The organism is Rhizobium sp. UFLA01-1127, assembly GCF_059803845.1.
In genome coordinates this window covers 54,833-72,631 of the sequence record NZ_JAUQTZ010000002.1, presented here as the reverse complement: position 1 = coordinate 72,631, position 17,799 = coordinate 54,833, and the positions used below count along the sequence as shown (strand labels likewise).

Annotated in this window: 17 protein-coding genes; 14 read left to right on the top strand and 3 right to left on the bottom strand. The window is 58.6% G+C overall.

The genetic code is table 11. The features are described from left to right. The first annotated feature begins 441 nt into the window (after positions 1–441). Both Q4Q11_RS01060 and Q4Q11_RS01055 read left to right on the top strand, forming a co-directional pair. On the top strand, positions 442–1,503 hold the full coding sequence (locus Q4Q11_RS01060) for a porin (protein WP_112506805.1): 1,062 nt from the start codon (positions 442–444) through the stop codon (positions 1,501–1,503). Positions 1,504–1,944: 441 nt separating this feature from the next. Then, a complete protein-coding gene (locus Q4Q11_RS01055; protein ID WP_113215449.1) occupies positions 1,945–3,039 on the top strand; it encodes a porin in 1,095 nt (364 codons plus the stop codon). Positions 3,040–3,158: 119 nt separating this feature from the next. On the opposite strand, the gene Q4Q11_RS01050 is transcribed toward Q4Q11_RS01055, so the two are convergent. Beyond that, on the bottom strand, positions 3,159–4,052 hold the full coding sequence (locus Q4Q11_RS01050) for an alpha/beta fold hydrolase (RefSeq protein WP_498568281.1): 894 nt from the start codon (positions 4,050–4,052) through the stop codon (positions 3,159–3,161). A gap of 126 nt (positions 4,053–4,178) precedes the next feature. Next, positions 4,179–6,101: a lytic transglycosylase domain-containing protein gene (locus Q4Q11_RS01045; protein ID WP_498568301.1), complete on the bottom strand. Its 1,923-nt coding sequence runs from the start codon at positions 6,099–6,101 to the stop codon at positions 4,179–4,181. A gap of 346 nt (positions 6,102–6,447) precedes the next feature. On the opposite strand from Q4Q11_RS01045, the gene dapA reads away from it, so the two are divergent. After that, positions 6,448–7,332 carry a 4-hydroxy-tetrahydrodipicolinate synthase gene (gene dapA, locus Q4Q11_RS01040; protein ID WP_113215452.1) on the top strand — a complete coding sequence of 295 codons (885 nt, stop codon included), beginning with the start codon at positions 6,448–6,450 and terminating at the stop codon, positions 7,330–7,332. 150 nt (positions 7,333–7,482) lie between these two features. Continuing rightward, a complete protein-coding gene (gene smpB / locus Q4Q11_RS01035; RefSeq protein WP_112506815.1) occupies positions 7,483–7,962 on the top strand; it encodes an SsrA-binding protein SmpB in 480 nt (159 codons plus the stop codon). Positions 7,963–8,349: 387 nt separating this feature from the next. Here smpB and Q4Q11_RS01030 read toward each other — a convergent pair whose 3' ends face one another. Beyond that, a complete protein-coding gene (locus Q4Q11_RS01030) occupies positions 8,350–8,934 on the bottom strand; it encodes a LabA-like NYN domain-containing protein (RefSeq protein ID WP_112506817.1) in 585 nt (194 codons plus the stop codon). 310 nt (positions 8,935–9,244) lie between these two features. Between Q4Q11_RS01030 and rpoZ the strand changes: the two genes are divergently transcribed. The 10 genes from rpoZ to Q4Q11_RS00980 all read left to right on the top strand — a co-directional run bounded on the left by rpoZ (position 9,245) and on the right by Q4Q11_RS00980 (position 17,761). Next, entirely contained in the window at positions 9,245–9,643 is a 399-nt protein-coding gene (gene rpoZ / locus Q4Q11_RS01025) for a DNA-directed RNA polymerase subunit omega (RefSeq protein WP_075852112.1), read from the top strand. Positions 9,644–9,743: 100 nt separating this feature from the next. Beyond that, entirely contained in the window at positions 9,744–11,966 is a 2,223-nt protein-coding gene (locus Q4Q11_RS01020) for a RelA/SpoT family protein (RefSeq protein WP_498568280.1), read from the top strand. A 192-nt stretch (positions 11,967–12,158) separates the two neighbouring features. After that, positions 12,159–12,308: a DUF3563 family protein gene (locus tag Q4Q11_RS01015; protein ID WP_075852114.1), complete on the top strand. Its 150-nt coding sequence runs from the start codon at positions 12,159–12,161 to the stop codon at positions 12,306–12,308. A gap of 221 nt (positions 12,309–12,529) precedes the next feature. Further along, entirely contained in the window at positions 12,530–13,117 is a 588-nt protein-coding gene (locus Q4Q11_RS01010) for a DUF2062 domain-containing protein (RefSeq protein WP_112506821.1), read from the top strand. Positions 13,118–13,155: 38 nt separating this feature from the next. Beyond that, positions 13,156–13,560, top strand: a complete 405-nt coding sequence (gene acpS, locus Q4Q11_RS01005) for a holo-ACP synthase (protein ID WP_112506823.1) — start codon at positions 13,156–13,158, stop codon at positions 13,558–13,560. Between the two features lie 115 nt (positions 13,561–13,675). Continuing rightward, positions 13,676–14,422 (top strand): signal peptidase I, encoded by a 747-nt coding sequence (gene lepB / locus Q4Q11_RS01000; RefSeq protein ID WP_112506825.1) that lies wholly within the window; start codon positions 13,676–13,678, stop codon positions 14,420–14,422. After that, entirely contained in the window at positions 14,419–15,138 is a 720-nt protein-coding gene (gene rnc / locus Q4Q11_RS00995; RefSeq protein WP_112506827.1) for a ribonuclease III, read from the top strand. The genes lepB and rnc overlap by 4 nt, the downstream gene beginning before the upstream one ends. Positions 15,139–15,273: 135 nt before the next feature. Further along, positions 15,274–16,218 carry a GTPase Era gene (gene era, locus Q4Q11_RS00990; RefSeq protein WP_112506829.1) on the top strand — a complete coding sequence of 315 codons (945 nt, stop codon included), beginning with the start codon at positions 15,274–15,276 and terminating at the stop codon, positions 16,216–16,218. Between the two features lie 85 nt (positions 16,219–16,303). After that, positions 16,304–17,059 carry a Crp/Fnr family transcriptional regulator gene (locus Q4Q11_RS00985; protein ID WP_112506831.1) on the top strand — a complete coding sequence of 252 codons (756 nt, stop codon included), beginning with the start codon at positions 16,304–16,306 and terminating at the stop codon, positions 17,057–17,059. A gap of 219 nt (positions 17,060–17,278) precedes the next feature. Next, entirely contained in the window at positions 17,279–17,761 is a 483-nt protein-coding gene (locus tag Q4Q11_RS00980) for a response regulator (RefSeq protein WP_498568300.1), read from the top strand. Positions 17,762–17,799: the final 38 nt, after the last annotated feature.

Genomic DNA, 17,799 nt, shown 5'->3' with positions numbered 1-17,799 from the left:
TCGTTTTGGGACGCGGGTCGAACTCATCGGCAGCTGCTCATCTCGCGACAAAGGAAGGCAAGCGTCGGAAAGAGCTTGCCAAACCGCACAAAACTTGGCCGCTCAGCCATCGAATGGCCATTTGGCTGCCTTTTTCCGGCCGACTGGGGCCATTTTGGAAGTTCGCGTAAGTACCGGTAGATTAAGAGGTTTCTTAACGAAGTCTAAATAAATGCGGCCGCCCGGTTGCCGACTTGTGTCCTTTCAGCAACAGGAATTGCGGAAGGCTTACGCAAATCCCCCTTTCCGAGAAGATGTCGATTGCGTGACAGGCCGCGTCTTGTATTTTCACTCTCGGAAGCGAGGGCGATTGATCGTCCACTTCTTGAAACGCGAGGATGGGACAGGGAATACCTTCGGGTAGTTCTCATTCTCGATATAAAACTTTGACTGGAGGTCAATATGAACATCAAGAGCCTTCTTCTCGGCTCCGCTGCTGCACTGGCAGCAGTTTCCGGTGCTCACGCAGCTGACGCAATCGTCGCTGCTGAGCCTGAGCCGCTGGAATACGTTCGCATTTGCGACGCCTACGGTGCTGGTTACTTCTTCATCCCGGGCACGGAAACCTGCCTCAAGATCGGCGGTAAGGTTCGTACCGAAGGTCAGTGGTTCGACCCCTACAACCCGAACACTCACTTCGGCACCAAGTGGCACACCCGCGCTGAGCTGCAGCTGCAGACGGCTTCGGACACCGAATACGGTCCGCTGAAGACCAACACCGAAATTCGTTGGGACTGGAACGACGGCAACGCCACCAAGACCAACCTGCTGCACGCCAGCATCAGCCTCGGCGGCTTCCTCGTTGGTAAGGAAGACTCGCAGTTCAACGTCTTCACCGGTTATGCCGGCGACGTCATCAACGACGACGTGATCTATGACGGCCCGTACGAACTGAACCAGTTGACCTACAACTACGACGCCGGCAACGGCTTCACGGCTGTGATCTCGGTTGAAGACACCAATTCCGGCACCGGTGCTACCGGCGCCAACGGCGAAGACAGCCACAACCACTACGCTCCTGACGTCGTTGCCGGTGCTGGCTACAAGGCTGGTGCATGGAGCTTCAAGGTCGTCGGCGGTTACGACTCGATCGTTGAAGAAGGCGCCATCAAGGCTCGTGTCGATGCCGACTTCGGCGTATTCTCGGCCTTCTTGATGGGCGGCTGGAACACCGACGGCTCCAAGCTCAACAAGTATGCCGGTGCAAACGGCGGTGGCGATGCAAGCGGTATCGGCTGGGGCGACTGGGCTGTTTGGGGCGGCGTTGGCGTTCCGATCAACGAAAAGCTGAAGTGGAACCTGCAGCTCGCCTACACCGACTCCAAGATCTTCGCTGCTACGACGAACGTCAAGTGGAATCCGGTCAAGAACCTTCTGGTTATGCCGGAAGTTTCCTACACCAACTGGGACTCCATCAAGGAAGATCAGTGGGCAGGTATCCTCCGCTTCCAGCGTTCGTTCTAATCTGATCGACTTCGGTCTATCTGATTTTCACTACGGTGACGGAAAGCCCGGCCAATGGCCGGGCTTTCTGTTTATTGGAATTGGCAGGATGAATCACGGTTCTTAGTATGCCGCATCTTTCTCTGCAAATAATTTGCCTTAAGTTGTGTATTTTTCGAAGTAATATCGAGTAGATTTCGGCTGTTGGCATGCCGGCGATATGACAGTTTTGCGACGTGATTTTTGTGCAACGCACTTTTTGAAACACGCGTCACAAATGATCATAGTTTACCTCTGATATTGTTCTGAAAAAAACGATCTGTAGGTTCCAAATCGGAAACAAGACTTCGTCGTCTTGGTTCTCCCAGATCAGGGGTCAACATTAAAACCAGGTGGGGTAGGGCATGTCGATCTTCTCGACGTGAGTTGTCATACCTAATCGATATTGGAACTGGAGTTACTATGAACATCAAGAGCCTTCTTCTTGGCTCCGCTGCTGCGCTGGCAGCAGTATCCGGTGCTCATGCTGCTGACGCTATCGTCGCTGCTGAGCCGGAGCCGATGGAATACGTTCGCATCTGCGACGCTTATGGTGCAGGCTACTTCTTCATCCCGGGCACCGAAACCTGCCTCAAGATCGGCGGCATGGTCCGTACCGAAGGCGGCTGGTACAATGCCTACAATCCAGGCCCTGGCGGCGACCGCGGCACGTATTGGCATACCCGCGCTCAGCTGAGCATCGACACGGCATCTGACACCGAATACGGTCCGCTCAAGACCAACACCGTCTACCGTTTCGACTGGAACGACGGCAACGCCACGACCACTAAGCTGCTCTGGGCTAACATCAGCCTCGGCGGCTTCCTCGTCGGTAAGCAGGACTCGCAGTACAACCTGTTCGCCGGCTATGCTGGCGACGTCATCAACGACGACGTGATCTATGACGGCCCGTACGAACTCAACCAGTTGACTTACAAGTATGATGCCGGCAACGGCTTCTCGGCTGTAGTCTCGCTCGAAGACAGCAATTCCGGTTCGGATGCGTCTTCCTACGGCGGCGCCTGGGTTCAGTCGAAAGCCAATCACTACGCTCCGAACGTTGTAGCTGGTGTTGGCTATAAGGCTGGCAACTTTGGCTTCAAGGTCGTCGGCGGTTACGACTCGATCGTCGAAGAAGGTGCTGTCAAGGCTCGTATCGACGCGGACTTCGGTTTCCTCACGGCCTTCTTGATGGGCGGCTGGAACACCGATGGCTCCAAGCTCAACCAATATGCCGGTTCGAACCTGAACGCATCTGCTTGCCCGGCTGGCCGTGGTGATCTCTGCGGCTGGGGTGACTGGGCTGTCTGGGGCGGCGTTGGCGTTCCGATCAACGACAAGCTGAAGTGGAACCTCCAGCTCGCCTACACCGACTCGAAGATTTTCGAAGCCACCACGAACGTCAAGTGGAACCCGGTCAAGAACCTGCTCATCGAGCCGGAAGTCACCTACACCAACTTCGATTCTGTGAACCAGGATCAATGGGCTGGTATCCTGCGCTTCCAGCGCAGCTTCTAATTCGGTCCGCCGAATCGTATTTGACAGATCTTCCGATCGGAAGAGCAAGGCCCCGTTCTTCGCCGGAACGGGGCCTTTTTTCATGTCGTGCTGGTATCGGGTGCCTTGACCGCCCGCTGTCAAAGCCTCGAGATGAAGCGCCGGATTGCCTCCGGAATATCGCCGAAATGAAGAAGGGGCGCATGCCCTTGCCCCGTTGCGATCTTGACGACCGTGCCTGGATGGCGTCTTGCCATCTCGTCGGTCGTGGCCTGCGTGAGAAGCTTGGAGTTTTCGCCGCGAATCACCATCAGCGGGATGTCTTGGAAGCCCTGGAACTGCTGCCACAGGTCGGGGATCGGCGCCTCGAGATCGAGCGATTGCATCTGGACGGCGATGGCGGGGTCATAATCGGCAATAGGCTTGCCGCCGGAAAAAGCATAGATCGCCCGCGCCATATCCTGCCAGTCGTCTTCGCTAAGCGCGGTGAAGGCGCTGCCGTGATTCTCCCGCAGGATTGCGGCCGCATCAGTCCAGTCGGCCGGTTTTCTGTCACGATTGAGATAATCACGAATATCCGCCAGCCCGATCTTTTCCAGGACGGGGCCGATATCGTTGAGAATGACTGCCTTGAGGATGTCAGGCCGGCTGCCCGCAAGCACATGCAAAACCAGCCCGCCGCGCGAGGTGCCGACGAAGATGGCCTGCCGAATATCGAGCGCCGAGCAGACCGTCAGGACATCCTGCGCTTCCACGGCAAGATTGTAGCGGGTTTTGTCCTTATCCCATTCGGACGAGCCGCGCCCGCGGGCATCGAGCGTGATCACCCTGCGCGGCGCGGCAGCATCCCGCGAAAGAAGCAGCGCCAGTTGATGAAAGTCCCGCGAATTGCGCGTCAGGCCGGGCAGGCAGATGATCGGCAACCCGGTGAGCGCAGCGGTCCCGTTACCGGCATAATCGCGCACATGGAGCTTCAGGCCGTCCTCGGCCCGAATGGCCTTGGCAAGGAAACCGCTTTCGTCGTCGCTGCCCATGCGTCATCCCTCGTGCTTCCGATATTGCGGGGGATGTAACGTCATTTCCGCAGCCGACACAACCGCAGCTATCGCCGAAAGCAGGTCATGCGGCGCAATGTTGCGGCCTTGCTGCCATGGCACGTTTTAGCCTCGGCCGTCGACCAGATCGTGTATGATGTCGGTCTTCTGTCCCAGCCGCACCTTGTAGACCTGGTAGTTTTCCATGACTCGCTGCACATAGTTGCGGGTTTCGGGGAAGGGAATGCGCTCGATCCAGTCGATCACGTCGTCAAGCGACTTGCCGCGCGGGTCGCCATAGCGGGCGATCCATTCCGGCACCTTGTTCGGCCCCGCATTGTAGGCGACGAAGGTGAGAATGTAGGACCCACCGAACGCATCGATCTGCTCGCCGAGATAGTGGGCGCCGAGCGTGGCATTGTAGCCGGCATCCTGCGTCAGCTTGTCGGCGGAGTAGGCCATGCCGTGCCGGCCGGCGACCGCCTTTGCCGTCTTCGGCAGCAGTTGCAGCAGGCCCCGCGCGTTGGCCGAGGAAATGGCGGCCGGATTGAAAGCGCTCTCCTGCCGGGCAATGGCATAGGCGAGCGCCTTGCCGGAGCCGGAAATATTGGCATTGTCCGGAATGACGCCGATCGGGAAAGCGAGTGCGGCGACGTCGATACCGCGCCCATAGGCGATCTTGCCGACCTGCAGCGAAAGCTGATGGTTGCCGGAGCGCTCAGCCCGCGCGGCCAGCATGGCGATTTCGCCGGGACTATCCAGCTGTTTTGCCAGGGCGCGATAGAGCGCTTCGGCACGCCAGCCGTGACCTGCCGCCTCAAGCCGCGAGATCGCTTGAACGGCCTCGCGCCCTTGGAAGCGCTGCCTATCATCGGATGAGGGAGAGGGATAGGTAACGTTCAAGGTGCGGCGTCCGAGCTTCTCGGCGGCAAGCTGGCCGTAGAACGTGCTCGGATAGGCGGCGGCCTTCGCATAGAAATCGGTCGCCTTGCCCGGGCCACCTGCCTCTGCTGACCGGCCTAACCAGTACCAGCCGCGCGATTGCGAGATCGGCCCGTTCGAAACCTGCAGGATCTTGCGGAAATGGGTCGCCGCGTTCATACCGTCCTGCAGGCCGCGCAGCGCGTACCAGCCCGCATGAAATTCGGCCTCGCCGATATCCTGTGGGCTTTCCGCGACGCTCGCGTCGACGACACGATAGGCATCCTTGAAGTCGCCCTGATCCACCAGGCCTCGGCTGACGATGCGCTGCTCACCCCACCATGCGCCGGGGCTGACGAGCAGGCTGCGATCACGCGGCATCTGCGCCAGAAGATTGGCAGCCTCGTCATATCTGTTCTGGCGGCGCAGGTTTTCGATCCGCATGAAGAGATAGGCAGGGTCCTTGCGCCATTGCGTATCGACGCCTGCGATCAGCGCGTCGGCTTTCGGCGAGCGATCATTGACCGCCGCCCACGCCTTGTAGAGCGATTGCGCCCTGCCGAGGTCGCCGAAGCGTTTGGCCTGCGCGGTCCGGTCGCGATAAAGCAGATAGTCCATGCGCGCCTTGTGATCGGCAGGCGAAAGCAGGTTCGGAAATTCCGCGAGGATCTTGTCCTCGAGAGATTTGTCGAGCGGCTCGTCGCGCCAGATCTTGCGGATCAGCCTGCCGGCCTGTGCGGAAGCGCCGCGCGCCATGTATGCGCGCGAGAGGATAATGGCGCCTTCCGCAGTCTCCGGCTGCGTGTTGCCGAACGCCGCGAGAACTTGATCCGTCGCCGGATTTTCATTGTAGAGCGCCCGCTCGGAATTGGCACGCAGGCTGCCGAGTCCCGGCCAGCCCGCAAGCTCGCGGGCGGCGGCGGCAATCTCGCCGGAGGGAATGCCCGGCTGGCCCGAAGTCGCGATCGCCCAGGTCAGGATATGGCGATCGAGCGTGCCGTCACCCATGCCGTTGCGGATGGCAAGGGCCTGCATCGGGTTCTTGTTGGAAAGGGCGTCAAGGCCGGCTTTCAGGTCTCCGCTGACAGGCGCGATGGCGCCGCTGCCCCGGATTGCGGCCGTGTTCATCGGGTCCGTCGCCAAGGCAACGTCGGCGCCGGCGGGTGTCGATGCCTGCTGGCCGGGAAGCTGCGAGGCAAGCGTGCCCCACGCGACCGCCAAGCCCACAGCGGTCCAGATCATGATGGGTCTCTTCATCCGGCTACTCACAAAACAAACAGGCCCCTCTCATTTGCCAAATGCAATATTAACGAAACCTTACCGGTGGTCCGAATTTCAATCAATTATGATATCGGAAACTGCCCTTCACCATTCAAAGCGTGCTTGTCGCGGCCAAGCCGGCGCTTTATGGTGCGCGGATTCATAACCATGGATTGCGGCTGAAGCATGGATGCCGCGCCGCTAGGAGACTTGCATGTTCCAGGGATCCATTCCCGCACTCGTTACGCCATTCACAGACGCCGGCAAGGTGGATGAGGCTTCTTTCGCTTCGCATGTCGACTGGCAGATAAAAGAGGGCAGCAGCGGATTGGTGCCGGTGGGAACGACGGGCGAATCTCCGACCCTGTCGCATGATGAGCACAAGCGCGTCGTCGAACTCTGCATCGAGATTGCGAACAAGCGCGTCCCTGTCATGGCGGGAGCGGGGTCGAACAATACCCGCGAGGCGATCGAGCTGGCACAGCATGCCGAAAAGGTCGGCGCGAATGCGGTTCTGGTCGTCACGCCCTATTACAACAAGCCGACCCAGAAGGGGCTTTACGCCCATTTCGCCGCCGTTGCGGAAGCCGTGAAGCTGCCGATCTACATCTACAACATTCCCGGCCGATCGGTCGTCGACATGACGCCGGAAACGATGGGCGCGCTCGCCAAAGCCTACAGCAATATCGTCGGCGTGAAGGATGCGACGGGCAAGATCGAGCGCGTTTCCGAGCAGCGCATCAGCTGCGGCCGCGATTTCCGCCAGCTTTCCGGCGAAGATGCCACCGCGCTCGGCTTCAATGCCCATGGCGGCGTCGGCTGCATCTCTGTCACGGCCAATGTCGCGCCGCGCCTGTGCGCCGAATTCCAGGCGGCGACACTTGCCGGTGACTATGCAAAGGCTCTGGAATATCAGGACCGCCTTATGCCGCTGCACAAGGCGATTTTCCTGGAGCCCGGCGTTTGCGGCGCCAAGTACGGTCTTTCCCGCCTTGGCCGCATGAGCCGCAATGTGCGTTCCCCGCTCTTGTCGATCCTGGAGCCGGGCACGGAAGCTGCGATCGATGCCGGCCTGCGCCATGCTGGCCTGCTGAACTGAAGGCCCCTGAACTGAAGTCATCGCGTGCCCGTTGCCGAAACTCCGCCGGACCGCTCTCTTCACAAGGAGGGCGGTCTCGCTTATTTAGGGGTCTGGAACTTGGCGCGCCTCCGGCCGCTGCCGGTATGATCTAAGAAAAGAAGAAGAAACATGGCACCCAAAGGCAGCCAGCGCGTGGTAAAAAAGATTGTGGCCGAGAACCGCAAGGCCCGCTTCAACTACGAGATCATCGATACTTATGAGGCAGGCCTCGTGCTGAAGGGCACGGAGGTCAAGTCGCTGCGCGAGGGCAAGGCCAATATCGCCGAATCCTACGCTTCGGATGAGGACGGCGAGATCTGGCTGATCAACTCCTATCTGCCGGAATATCTGCAGGCCAACCGTTTCAATCACGAGCCGCGCCGCCGCCGCAAGCTGCTGCTTTCCGGCCGCGAAATCGGCAGGCTGCGTTCAGCCATCAACCGTGAGGGCATGACGCTGGTGCCGCTGAAGATCTATTTCAACGACAGCGGCCGTGCGAAGCTGGAATTGGCTCTCGCCAAGGGCAAAAAACTCCACGACAAGCGCGAATCCGAAAAGGAACGCGACTGGAACCGGCAGAAGAGCCGGCTGCTCAAAGACAACGGGTGAGGGTGAGGAGCGATCGGGCGAAGCCCGAGCAATCGATCCAGTGAATCGATTGCAGCGACGAACGCCCTGAGCCTTAGCGAAGGGCCGGCTGTTGCGGCGAACGCAAAAGGCGTCCGTCGTGCGCAACTATCCCTGGGCAACGCAGCCGCCCCTTAGTCGATTGCAGCGACGAACGCCCTGAGCCTCAGCGAAGGGCCGGCTGTTGCGGCGAACGCAAAACGCGTCCGTCGTGCGCAACTATCCCTGGGCAACGCAGCCGCCCCTTAGTCGATTGCAGCGACGAACCCCCTTCGGCAAGCTCAGTATGCCTTAGCGAGGGCCGGCTGCCGCGGCTAAGGCGAAATGATTCCGCTGCGGCAAACCTAACTTCTCAGATGCAGCCCCAAATTATTCCTCGGTATCCGCCGGGGCATGACTAGCTTCCACAGTCCGGGCAGGGCGTTCCGAGACTTCGCGGCCGATTTCCGCCTTCAGCGATACGAGATCGATGAAATGGTCGGCTTGGCGGCGCAGGTCGTCGGCGATCATCGGCGGCTGTGTCGACATGGTCGAGATGACCGAAACCTTGCGGCCGCGGCGCTGCAGGGCCTCCACCAAGGTCGTGAAGTCGCCGTCGCCGGAAAAGATCACCAGATGATCGACGGTCTCGGATTGCTCCATGGCATCGATCGCCAGCTCGATGTCCATGTTGCCCTTGATCTTGCGGCGCCCCATGGAGTCCGTGAATTCTTTGGCCGGCTTGGTGACGACCTTGTAGCCGTTATAATCGAGCCAGTCGATCAGCGGACGGATGGAGGAATATTCCTGATCCTCGATGAGGGCGGTGTAGTAATAGGCGCGCAGCAGATATCCGCGCTTTTGAAATGCCTTCAGGAGCTTGCGGTAATCGATATCGAAACCGAGGCTCTTGGATGCAGCGTAAAGATTGGCGCCGTCGATAAAGAGTGCAATTTTTTCGCGTGGGTCAAACATCGCTTACATATCCACTGTTATAAAAACGTAATCACTTCATTCAAAGTCAGCTAAAACAATGCCTTGTGGGCCGCTGCAGAATAATTCGTAGTACTTTATGAATTATTCATATAATCGAGATTTAGGGCACGAAATGCAATATTCCAAGCAACCAAAGGTAGAAATCATCGTTTGTCTAGGAGAATTTTAACACTTTCACGAAGGGTGAAAAGACGCTCAAACAGGAAAAACTTGAATTTGCCATCGTTTGCTTGTATCGGCGTGCTACTCCGAGACATGATGACGACATCACGACCGCAAAGGACAGGCAATGGCCCGTGTCACAGTAGAAGATTGCATTGATAAAGTAGAGAACCGGTTCGAGCTCGTGCTGCTCGCCAGCCATCGCGCCCGCCTGATTTCGCAGGGCTCCTCGATCACGATCGACCGCGACAACGACAAGAACCCGGTCGTTGCTCTGCGCGAAATCGCCGACGAGACGCTGTCGCCGGACGACCTCAAGGAAGACCTGATCCATTCGCTGCAGAAGCATGTCGAAGTGGATGAGCCCGAGCCCGATCCGGCAAGCCTTCTGGCGGCCGGCGCTTCCGCCACTAGCGAAGAGGAAGAAGATCTGCCGGAAACCGTTACTTTCGATCAGATGTCGGAAGAAGAGCTTCTGGCGGGTATCGAAGGTCTTGTTCCGCCGGAAAAAAGCGACGATTACTGATCGTTGATCTTGATGCTCCGGGCAGGAGCGATATGATGGCAAGATGCGTGCGCCGGTCAGCTGACTGGCGCGCTTTTGTTTTTGCTGGAGTAGCTTTGGAATGATGCGGCAATACGAGCTTGTCGAGCGCGTGCAGAAATACAAGCCCGATGCCAACGAAGCTCTCCTCAACAAGGCCTATGTCTATGCGATGCAGAAGCATGGCCAGCAGAAACGTGCCAGCGGCGATCCCTATATTTCCCATCCTCTCGAAGTTGCTGCCATCCTGACGGACATGCGTCTGGATGAATCGACCATCGCGGTCGCTCTTCTCCATGACACGATCGAGGATACGACGGCGACGCGCGCCGAAATCGACGAACTTTTCGGCGAGGATATCGGCCGTCTGGTCGAAGGCCTGACGAAGATTAAGAAGCTCGATCTGGTCACCAAGAAGGCGAAGCAGGCGGAAAACCTGCGCAAGCTGCTGCTCGCCATTTCCGACGATGTGCGCGTGCTTCTGGTCAAGCTCGCCGACCGCCTGCACAATATGCGCACGCTCGATCATATGTCGCCGGAAAAGCGCGCCCGTATTTCCGAAGAGACGATGGAAATCTATGCGCCGCTTGCCGGCCGCATGGGCATGCAGGACATGCGCGAGGAGCTCGAAGAGCTTTCCTTCCGCCATATCAACCCGGAGGCGCATGAAACCGTCACCAAACGTCTCGAGGAGCTCTCGCGGCGCAACGAGGGTCTCGTCAAGAAGATCGAAACCGAGCTGCGCGACCTGCTTGTTGCCAATGGCCTTGCCAATGCCATGGTCAAGGGCCGGCTGAAGAAGCCTTATTCGGTCTTCCGCAAGATGCAGTCGAAGTCGCTGTCCTTCGAGCAGCTTTCCGATGTCTACGGTTTCCGCCTCCTCGTCGATGACATTCCGTCCTGCTACAGGGCGCTCGGCATCGTGCATACCCGCTGGCGTGTTGTGCCCGGCCGCTTCAAGGATTATATCTCGACGCCGAAGCAGAACGACTATCGTTCTCTGCACACGACGATCGTCGGTCCTTCCAGTCAGCGCATCGAGCTGCAGATCCGCACCAAGCGCATGCATGAGATCGCCGAATTCGGCATCGCCGCCCATACGCTCTACAAGGACGGTGCCAGCGCCAATGGTGACGGTGAATTGCTCTCGCGGGAAAGCAACGCCTATTCCTGGCTGCGTCATACCATCGAGGCGCTGGCCGAAGGCGACAGTCCGGAAGAGTTCCTCGAGCACACAAAGCTCGAACTGTTCCAGGACCAGGTCTTCTGCTTCACGCCCAAGGGCAAGCTGATCGCCCTGCCGCGCGGCGCGACGCCGATCGACTTTGCCTATGCGGTCCATACCAATATCGGCGATACGACCGTCGGCGCCAAGATCAACGGCCGCATCATGCCGCTGGTGACGCGTCTGAACAACGGCGATGAAGTCGAGATCATCCGCTCCGGCGTGCAGGTGCCGCCGGCCGCCTGGGAGGAAATCGTGGTCACCGGAAAGGCGCGCGCCGCCATTCGCCGCGCGACCCGCCTTGCCATCCGCAAACAATATGCCGGCCTTGGCCACCGCATTCTGGAGCGCACCTTCGAGCGTGCCGGCAAGGTCTTCTCGCGCGATGCGCTGAAGCCGGCTCTCCATCGCCTCGGCCAGAAGGACGTGGAGGACGCGATCGCCGCCGTCGGGCGAGGGGAGATGTCGTCGCTCGACGTACTGCGCGCGGTCTATCCGGATCATCAGGACGAGCGCGTCACCGTGAAGCCGGCCGGCGACGAGGGCTGGTTCAACGTCCGCAGCGCCTCCGGCATGATCTTCAAGATCCCCGGCAAGAACAAGGCCGAGGTTTCCGACGGCGCCGATATCGATGCGCCGCCGATCCGCGGCATTTCGGCTAATGTCGAGGTGCATTTCGCATCGACCGGCGCCGTTCCGGGCGACCGTATCGTCGGCATCATGGAAAAGGGCAAGGGCATCACCATATATCCGATCCAGTCGCCGGTTCTGCAGCGGTTCGATGACGAGCCGGAACGCTGGATCGATGTGCGCTGGGATCTGGACGAGGCCAACAAGTCCCGTTTTGCCGCACGCATCCTCATCAATGCGCTGAACGAGCCGGGCACGCTGGCCAAGGTGGCGCAGACAGTCGCGGACGTGGACGTCAATATCCGCGTGCTCAACACGGTTCGTGTCGCAGCTGACTTCACCGAGATGGCGCTGGATGTCGAGGTCTGGGATCTGCGTCAGCTCAACCAGCTTCTGGTGCAGCTCAAGGAGCTCGATTGCATCGCGACCGTAAAGCGTCTCTACGAGTGACGCCACATGGCGTCGCTGTCGATCCGATGCAGTCTGCATATTTTGTGATCATTTCATGACCAAAATCGAGCGTCTTTCCGGGTAGATATGCATTTGGTGCATGGCTGCGTATATTTTAGAGCGGTGGTAATTAACCTCTCTCGAGCCTATCTTTTGATCATCGAAGAAACGAAACTGAGATGAGAGAAGACAATGTTTACCCCGATCAAGAAAATCGCCCGTGCCCTGCGTGTTCCGAGTGTTGAAGAACGCGAAATGGCTTATCTGAACGGCTCGCATGACCGTTTTGACCTTGAATATCGTCAGCGTCAGGTCGATCGCGGTCTGTTCCGCACGCGTTAATCGCTGTTAATACTTGAAAGGCCAGGAGGGGCGCGTCGTTGTTGCGCCCTTGGGAGTATCCCGAACTTGAGGGATTGTTGCCGGCGAATGAAGGGAATGTCCGTTTTCTGCATCCTGAGCAGGCGACGTTCCAAAAAAGGGCCGCACTTTCGGTTCTTAATCAGTGCGTGACAGTTTGGCCGCCCTTGTCACGACGGCCCCCATTGCACTAGATAAGCCGCATGCTATTTCGTCGCCGAAAACCACTGACATTCAAGGAAAAACTGCGGGAGCACCTTTGGCCCCGCAAGGGTTTCGTCCGTTCGTTCCAATATTTCGGCAAGCGCCTCGTTCGCCTTGCCGCTTCGCCGCATTCGGTTGCGGCCGGCTTTGCAGCCGGTATCGTCGTGTCATGGACGCCCTTCATCGGCGTGCATTTCGTCATGGCGATCATCATCGCCTATCTGGTCGGCGGCAATGTCATTGCTTCCGCGCTCGGCTGCCTGGCCGCCGGCAATCCCATAACCTATCCCTTCATCTGGGCGCTCACCTGGGAAATCGGTCATCTGATCTTGTCGCGCGACAGCGGCGGGCAGGGCGGCAGCATCGATCTGCCGGCGCTGTGGCATAAGGGCGATCTCTCGCAAATCTGGGACCCGGTTTTGAAGCCGATGCTGATCGGCGGCATTCCGCCTGCGATCGTCACCGGCGTCATCGTCTATGCGCTCACCTATTACGGTGTGAAGACCTTCAAGGCGCGCCGTAAGGAGCGCTTGATGGAGCGCGCCCGCGAGCGTCTGGCGCTAGCCGAGAACGCATCGAGCGTCTGACGAGCCTGACATCGTCCAGGCCGCCAGGAGGGCCATTCATGATCATCGGCATAGGCAGCGATCTCATCGACATCCGCCGGGTGGAGAAGACGATCGAACGTTTCGGCGCACGGTTCATCGAACGCTGCTTTACCGGCATCGAGCGCGCCAAATCCGAAGGCCGCAAAAACAGGGCGGCATCCTATGCCAAGCGCTTTGCCGCGAAGGAAGCCTGTTCCAAGGCGCTGGGCACCGGCCTGGCACAGGGCGTCTTCTGGCGCGACATGGGCGTCGTCAATCTGCCGAGCGGCAAGCCGACCATGCAATTGACCGGCGGTGCTGCAGAAAGACTGGCTTCGATGCTGCCGACAAATCACCGCGCCGCCATTCATTTGACGATAACGGATGATTTTCCTCTTGCGCAGGCCTTCGTGATCATCGAGGCGCTGCCGATGGACGGCTGAATCACAGCCATATGACGCTTTTGGCGCTCCCGGCATTGCCGCCGTGATTTGAAGCGAGTAGAGAGAGCCTGAATGCAAGTTGCGCCGGTGGGGTGCGAAGAAGGAATAAGACTGCGTGTCCGAGAAAGCCGTAAAACAGCAGAACGCCCTGTGGGAAAACATCAAGGTCATCGTCCAGGCGCTCGTCCTGGCCATGATCATCCGCACGGTTCTCTTTCAGCCATTCACCATTCCGTCCGGCTCGATGATGCCGACGCTTCTTGTCGGCGACTACATCTTCGTCAACAAGTTCGCTTACGGTTATTCGAAATATTCGCTGCCGTTCTCGCCGGATCTGTTCAGCGGCCGCATCTTCGGCAGCGAGCCGAAGCGCGGCGACGTCGTGGTTTTCCGTTTCCCGCCGAATCCGGATGTCGATTACATCAAGCGCGTCATCGGTCTGCCGGGCGACCGTATCCAGGTCAAGAACGACATTCTCTATATCAACGGTCAGGCTGTTCCGCGTGAGCCGCACGGCACCTTCTCGTCGGATTACAGCCAGGAACCGGGTGACAACATCCCTGTTTATAGCGAGCGTCTGTCGGATACGGGCAAGGTCTATGACACGCTGGACCTTTCGCCGAACTCCCGCGGCGACAACACCCAGGAATATGTCGTGCCGGCCGGCCATTACTTCATGATGGGCGACAATCGCGACAATTCCGACGATAGCCGTTTCGATGTCGGTTATGTGCCCGCCGAAAACCTCATCGGCCGTGCAAGCGTGATCTTCTTCTCGCTGGGTCACGACACCTCGTTCCGCGAGGTCTGGAAATGGCCGACCAACATGCGTTGGGATCGCCTCTTCAAGGTTGTCGAATGACGAAGGTGTTGACGCTCTCCCAGGCGGATCGTGCCAGGCTTGAGGTCGTTATAGGCCACGAATTCGCCGAAAAGGAGCGTCTCGACCGGGCGCTGACGCATGCGAGCGCCCGCACACACAAGACGGGCAACTATGAGCGGCTGGAGTTTCTCGGCGACCGGGTTCTTGGCTTGTGCATTGCCGAGCTGCTGTTCAAGACTTTCGGCACGGCGACGGAAGGCGAGCTTTCGGTGCGCCTCAACCAGCTCGTCAGCGCCGAAACCTGCGCCGAGGTCGCCGACGAGATGGAGCTGCATCTCTATATCCGCACCGGCGCGGATGTGAAGAAGCTGACGGGTAAGCGCATGCTGAACGTGCGCGCCGATGTCGTCGAAAGCCTGATTGCCGCGCTCTATCTGGATGGCGGCCTTGAAGTCGCCCGAGCTTTCATCTTGCGGTTTTGGGAGCGCCGCGCCATTCGGCCCGACGGCGCAAGGCGAGACGCCAAGACGGAATTGCAGGAATGGGCGCATGCGAAATTCGGCGTCACCCCAATCTACAGGGTTGATGATCGCAGTGGACCGGATCATGATCCGCGCTTTACGGTGACGGTGGAAGTGGCGGGTACGGCGCCCGAAACGGGAATAGAACGTTCCAAGCGGGCGGCCGAGCAGATGGCCGCGACGCGGATCCTGGAACGTGAAGGTGTTTGGCAGCCTCAGTTGACTGAGAAGTGACTGCTAGAGCATGGTGCCGAAAAGTGTGAGCGGTTTTTGGACGGCATCATGCTCTACTTCTTTGATTTTAGAGCGGATTCATATTTTAGGTCGGTTCGGCCTAAAATCATCCGGCTCTAGGGAACGACGAAAAAAATGAGTAATCAGCAGGATACGCCCGCCGAAGACGGCGCGGTTGAACATATCGGCCCGACGCATTCGGGCTTCGTGGCTCTCATCGGCCCGACCAATGCGGGCAAGTCGACGCTTGTCAACCGGCTCGTCGGCGCGAAGGTCTCGATCGTAAGCCACAAGGTGCAGACGACGCGCGCGATCGTGCGCGGCATCGCCATCCACAAAAATGCGCAGATCGTCTTCATGGACACGCCCGGCATTTTCAAGCCGCGCCGCAGGCTTGATCGTGCCATGGTAACGTCTGCCTGGGGTGGGGCAAAGGATGCCGATCTCATCATGCTGCTGATCGACAGCGAGCGCGGTTTGCGCGGCGATGCCGAGGCCATCCTGGAAGGGCTGAAGGAAGTTTCCCAGCCGAAGATCCTGGTGCTGAACAAGATCGATCGTGTCCGCCGCGAGGATCTGCTCGCGCTTGCCGCCGCCGCCAACGAAAAGATCGCTTTCGATCAGACCTTCATGATTTCGGCCGAGAATGGCTCTGGCTGTGACGACGTCATGGACTATCTGGCGAAAACCTTGCCGGAAGGTCCGTGGTATTATCCCGAGGATCAGATTTCGGACCTGCCGATGCGGCAGCTTGCGGCTGAAATCACCCGCGAAAAGCTGTTTCTGCGCCTGCATCAGGAGCTTCCCTATTCCTCGCATGTCGAGACGGAAAAGTGGGAGGAGCGCAAGGACGGTTCGGTGCGCATCGAGCAGGTCATCTATGTCGAGCGCGATAGCCAGAAGAAGATTGCGCTCGGCAAGGGCGGTGAGACGATCAAGGCGATCTCGACCGCGTCGCGCAAGGAACTTTCCGAAATTCTGGAACAGCCGGTGCATCTGTTTCTCTTCGTTAAGGTGCGCGAGAATTGGGGTGACGATCCTGAGCGCTTCCGGGAGATGGGGCTGGACTTCCCGCATTGACGAGAGTTTGCGTTCTTGCAACGCTTAATATTACAGTGGCTTATTGGGCATATTCTGTTTGCCGCCGTAACTTGAGGGGTGTTTCATGGCGAAGGCAGCAGCGACGGTGCATGGACGACGCACGCCCTGCCAGCAATGTCCGCTGAGATCCCTGCCGCATTTCCGAGAATTCGAGCGCGACGAGCTGAATTTCATCAGCGGCTTCAAGAAGGGCGAGCTCCTTGTCGATGCCGGTGCCACGATCTTCCTCGAAGGCGCGCATAGCGCTCACCTTTTCACCATCCTCTCCGGCTGGGGCTTCCGATACAAGACGCTGGAGGATGGCCGCCGCCAAATCCTGAACTACGTGATGCCCGGCGATCTGATCGGATTGCAGGGGTCGATCATGGGGGAGATGCAGCATTCGACGGAAGCGCTCTCGCCAGTATCGCTCTGTGTTTTCGAGCGCACGGAGCTGATGACGCTCTATAATTCTCATGCTTCGCTGGCCTATGATCTGACCTGGATTGCATCGCGCGAGGAGCGGATTCTCGATGAGCATCTGCTGAGCATCGGCCGCCGCTCCGCGATGGAGCGAGCAGCTTATCTCATTGCATATCTGCATCAGCGCGCCAGCACTCTGCGGCTTTTCAACGGCAGCAAGGTCATCCCTATCACTCAGCAGCATGTCGCCGACACACTCGGCCTGTCGGTCGTCCATACCAATAAGACTTTGAAAAAGCTGGCGGCTCGAGGGTTGCTTCTTTGGCAGGAGAAGGGCTGCGAGGTTCTGGATGGGGAGGGGCTTGCAGAACTTGCAGGCTGGGACGGTTTTGATTCGGGCAAGCGCCCCTTCATCTAAGCTCGGCCTTTTAGGCAAACGGCATGTCTTTTTTAAATGTCGGCGATAACTGTATCAGCATAGATTATTGTCACCGTCACTTTTCCACCAGTTTCACCTTTTACTAACCCCGGCGGCAAAAGCGATTGGAGCACGTCGACGAGCCCATAGTACCGCAGTGCAAAAAGTGCGAAGCGGTTTGGAGGCGAGGTCATGTCGCAAGAGACCGAGCCAGCGCGGATGGGAAATACCATCCATTCAACACGGGCCGATGATTGGCACCGGAGGGATAGATGTGGGACTTTTTACGGGGAGCGCCGGCTGGCGCGCACATGCAAGGATGGCGTTGATATGAGGGTTCAGCGCGTCCTTATTCTCGAGGACAATCTTATCATTGCCATGGAGGCCGAGGAAATTCTTCGCCTTGTAGGGGTACAGTATGTTGAGATTGCTTCGAATCTGGAACAGGCGGTCAACGCTGTTCATTCCGAACATTATGATTTTGCGATGCTGGACGTTAATCTTGGGGAGTCGACGAGCTTCGGCTTCGCCCGGTTGTTGATGAAGCGCGGCATCTCCTTCGGCTTCGTCAGCGGCTATTCCGATACGCTCGATTTTCCGCCGGATCTGCGGCATGTGCCGCTTTTGAACAAGCCGTTCGATGAGCAGGCCATGCGCCTCTTCGTCCAGACACTGTCGGGCAGCGGCTCCTCGGCCATGTGACAGCCGTACCCATTTGTCTTAAACTCGAATCGCGAAAA

Bases quoted from the DNA above. Each gene is read 5' to 3' on its own strand.
- Q4Q11_RS01060 (WP_112506805.1), top strand. From the start codon at position 442: ATGAACATCAAGAGCCTTCTTCTCGGCTCCGCTGCTGCACTGGCAGCA.
- Q4Q11_RS01055 (WP_113215449.1), top strand. From the start codon at position 1,945: ATGAACATCAAGAGCCTTCTTCTTGGCTCCGCTGCTGCGCTGGCAGCA.
- Q4Q11_RS01050 (WP_498568281.1), bottom strand. From the start codon at position 4,052: ATGGGCAGCGACGACGAAAGCGGTTTCCTTGCCAAGGCCATTCGGGCC.
- Q4Q11_RS01045 (WP_498568301.1), bottom strand. From the start codon at position 6,101: ATGAACACGGCCGCAATCCGGGGCAGCGGCGCCATCGCGCCTGTCAGC.
- dapA (WP_113215452.1), top strand. From the start codon at position 6,448: ATGTTCCAGGGATCCATTCCCGCACTCGTTACGCCATTCACAGACGCC.
- smpB (WP_112506815.1), top strand. From the start codon at position 7,483: ATGGCACCCAAAGGCAGCCAGCGCGTGGTAAAAAAGATTGTGGCCGAG.
- Q4Q11_RS01030 (WP_112506817.1), bottom strand. From the start codon at position 8,934: ATGTTTGACCCACGCGAAAAAATTGCACTCTTTATCGACGGCGCCAAT.
- rpoZ (WP_075852112.1), top strand. From the start codon at position 9,245: ATGGCCCGTGTCACAGTAGAAGATTGCATTGATAAAGTAGAGAACCGG.
- Q4Q11_RS01020 (WP_498568280.1), top strand. From the start codon at position 9,744: ATGATGCGGCAATACGAGCTTGTCGAGCGCGTGCAGAAATACAAGCCC.
- Q4Q11_RS01015 (WP_075852114.1), top strand. From the start codon at position 12,159: ATGTTTACCCCGATCAAGAAAATCGCCCGTGCCCTGCGTGTTCCGAGT.
- Q4Q11_RS01010 (WP_112506821.1), top strand. From the start codon at position 12,530: ATGCTATTTCGTCGCCGAAAACCACTGACATTCAAGGAAAAACTGCGG.
- acpS (WP_112506823.1), top strand. From the start codon at position 13,156: ATGATCATCGGCATAGGCAGCGATCTCATCGACATCCGCCGGGTGGAG.
- rnc (WP_112506827.1), top strand. From the start codon at position 14,419: ATGACGAAGGTGTTGACGCTCTCCCAGGCGGATCGTGCCAGGCTTGAG.
- era (WP_112506829.1), top strand. From the start codon at position 15,274: ATGAGTAATCAGCAGGATACGCCCGCCGAAGACGGCGCGGTTGAACAT.
- Q4Q11_RS00985 (WP_112506831.1), top strand. From the start codon at position 16,304: ATGGCGAAGGCAGCAGCGACGGTGCATGGACGACGCACGCCCTGCCAG.
- Q4Q11_RS00980 (WP_498568300.1), top strand. From the start codon at position 17,279: ATGGGAAATACCATCCATTCAACACGGGCCGATGATTGGCACCGGAGG.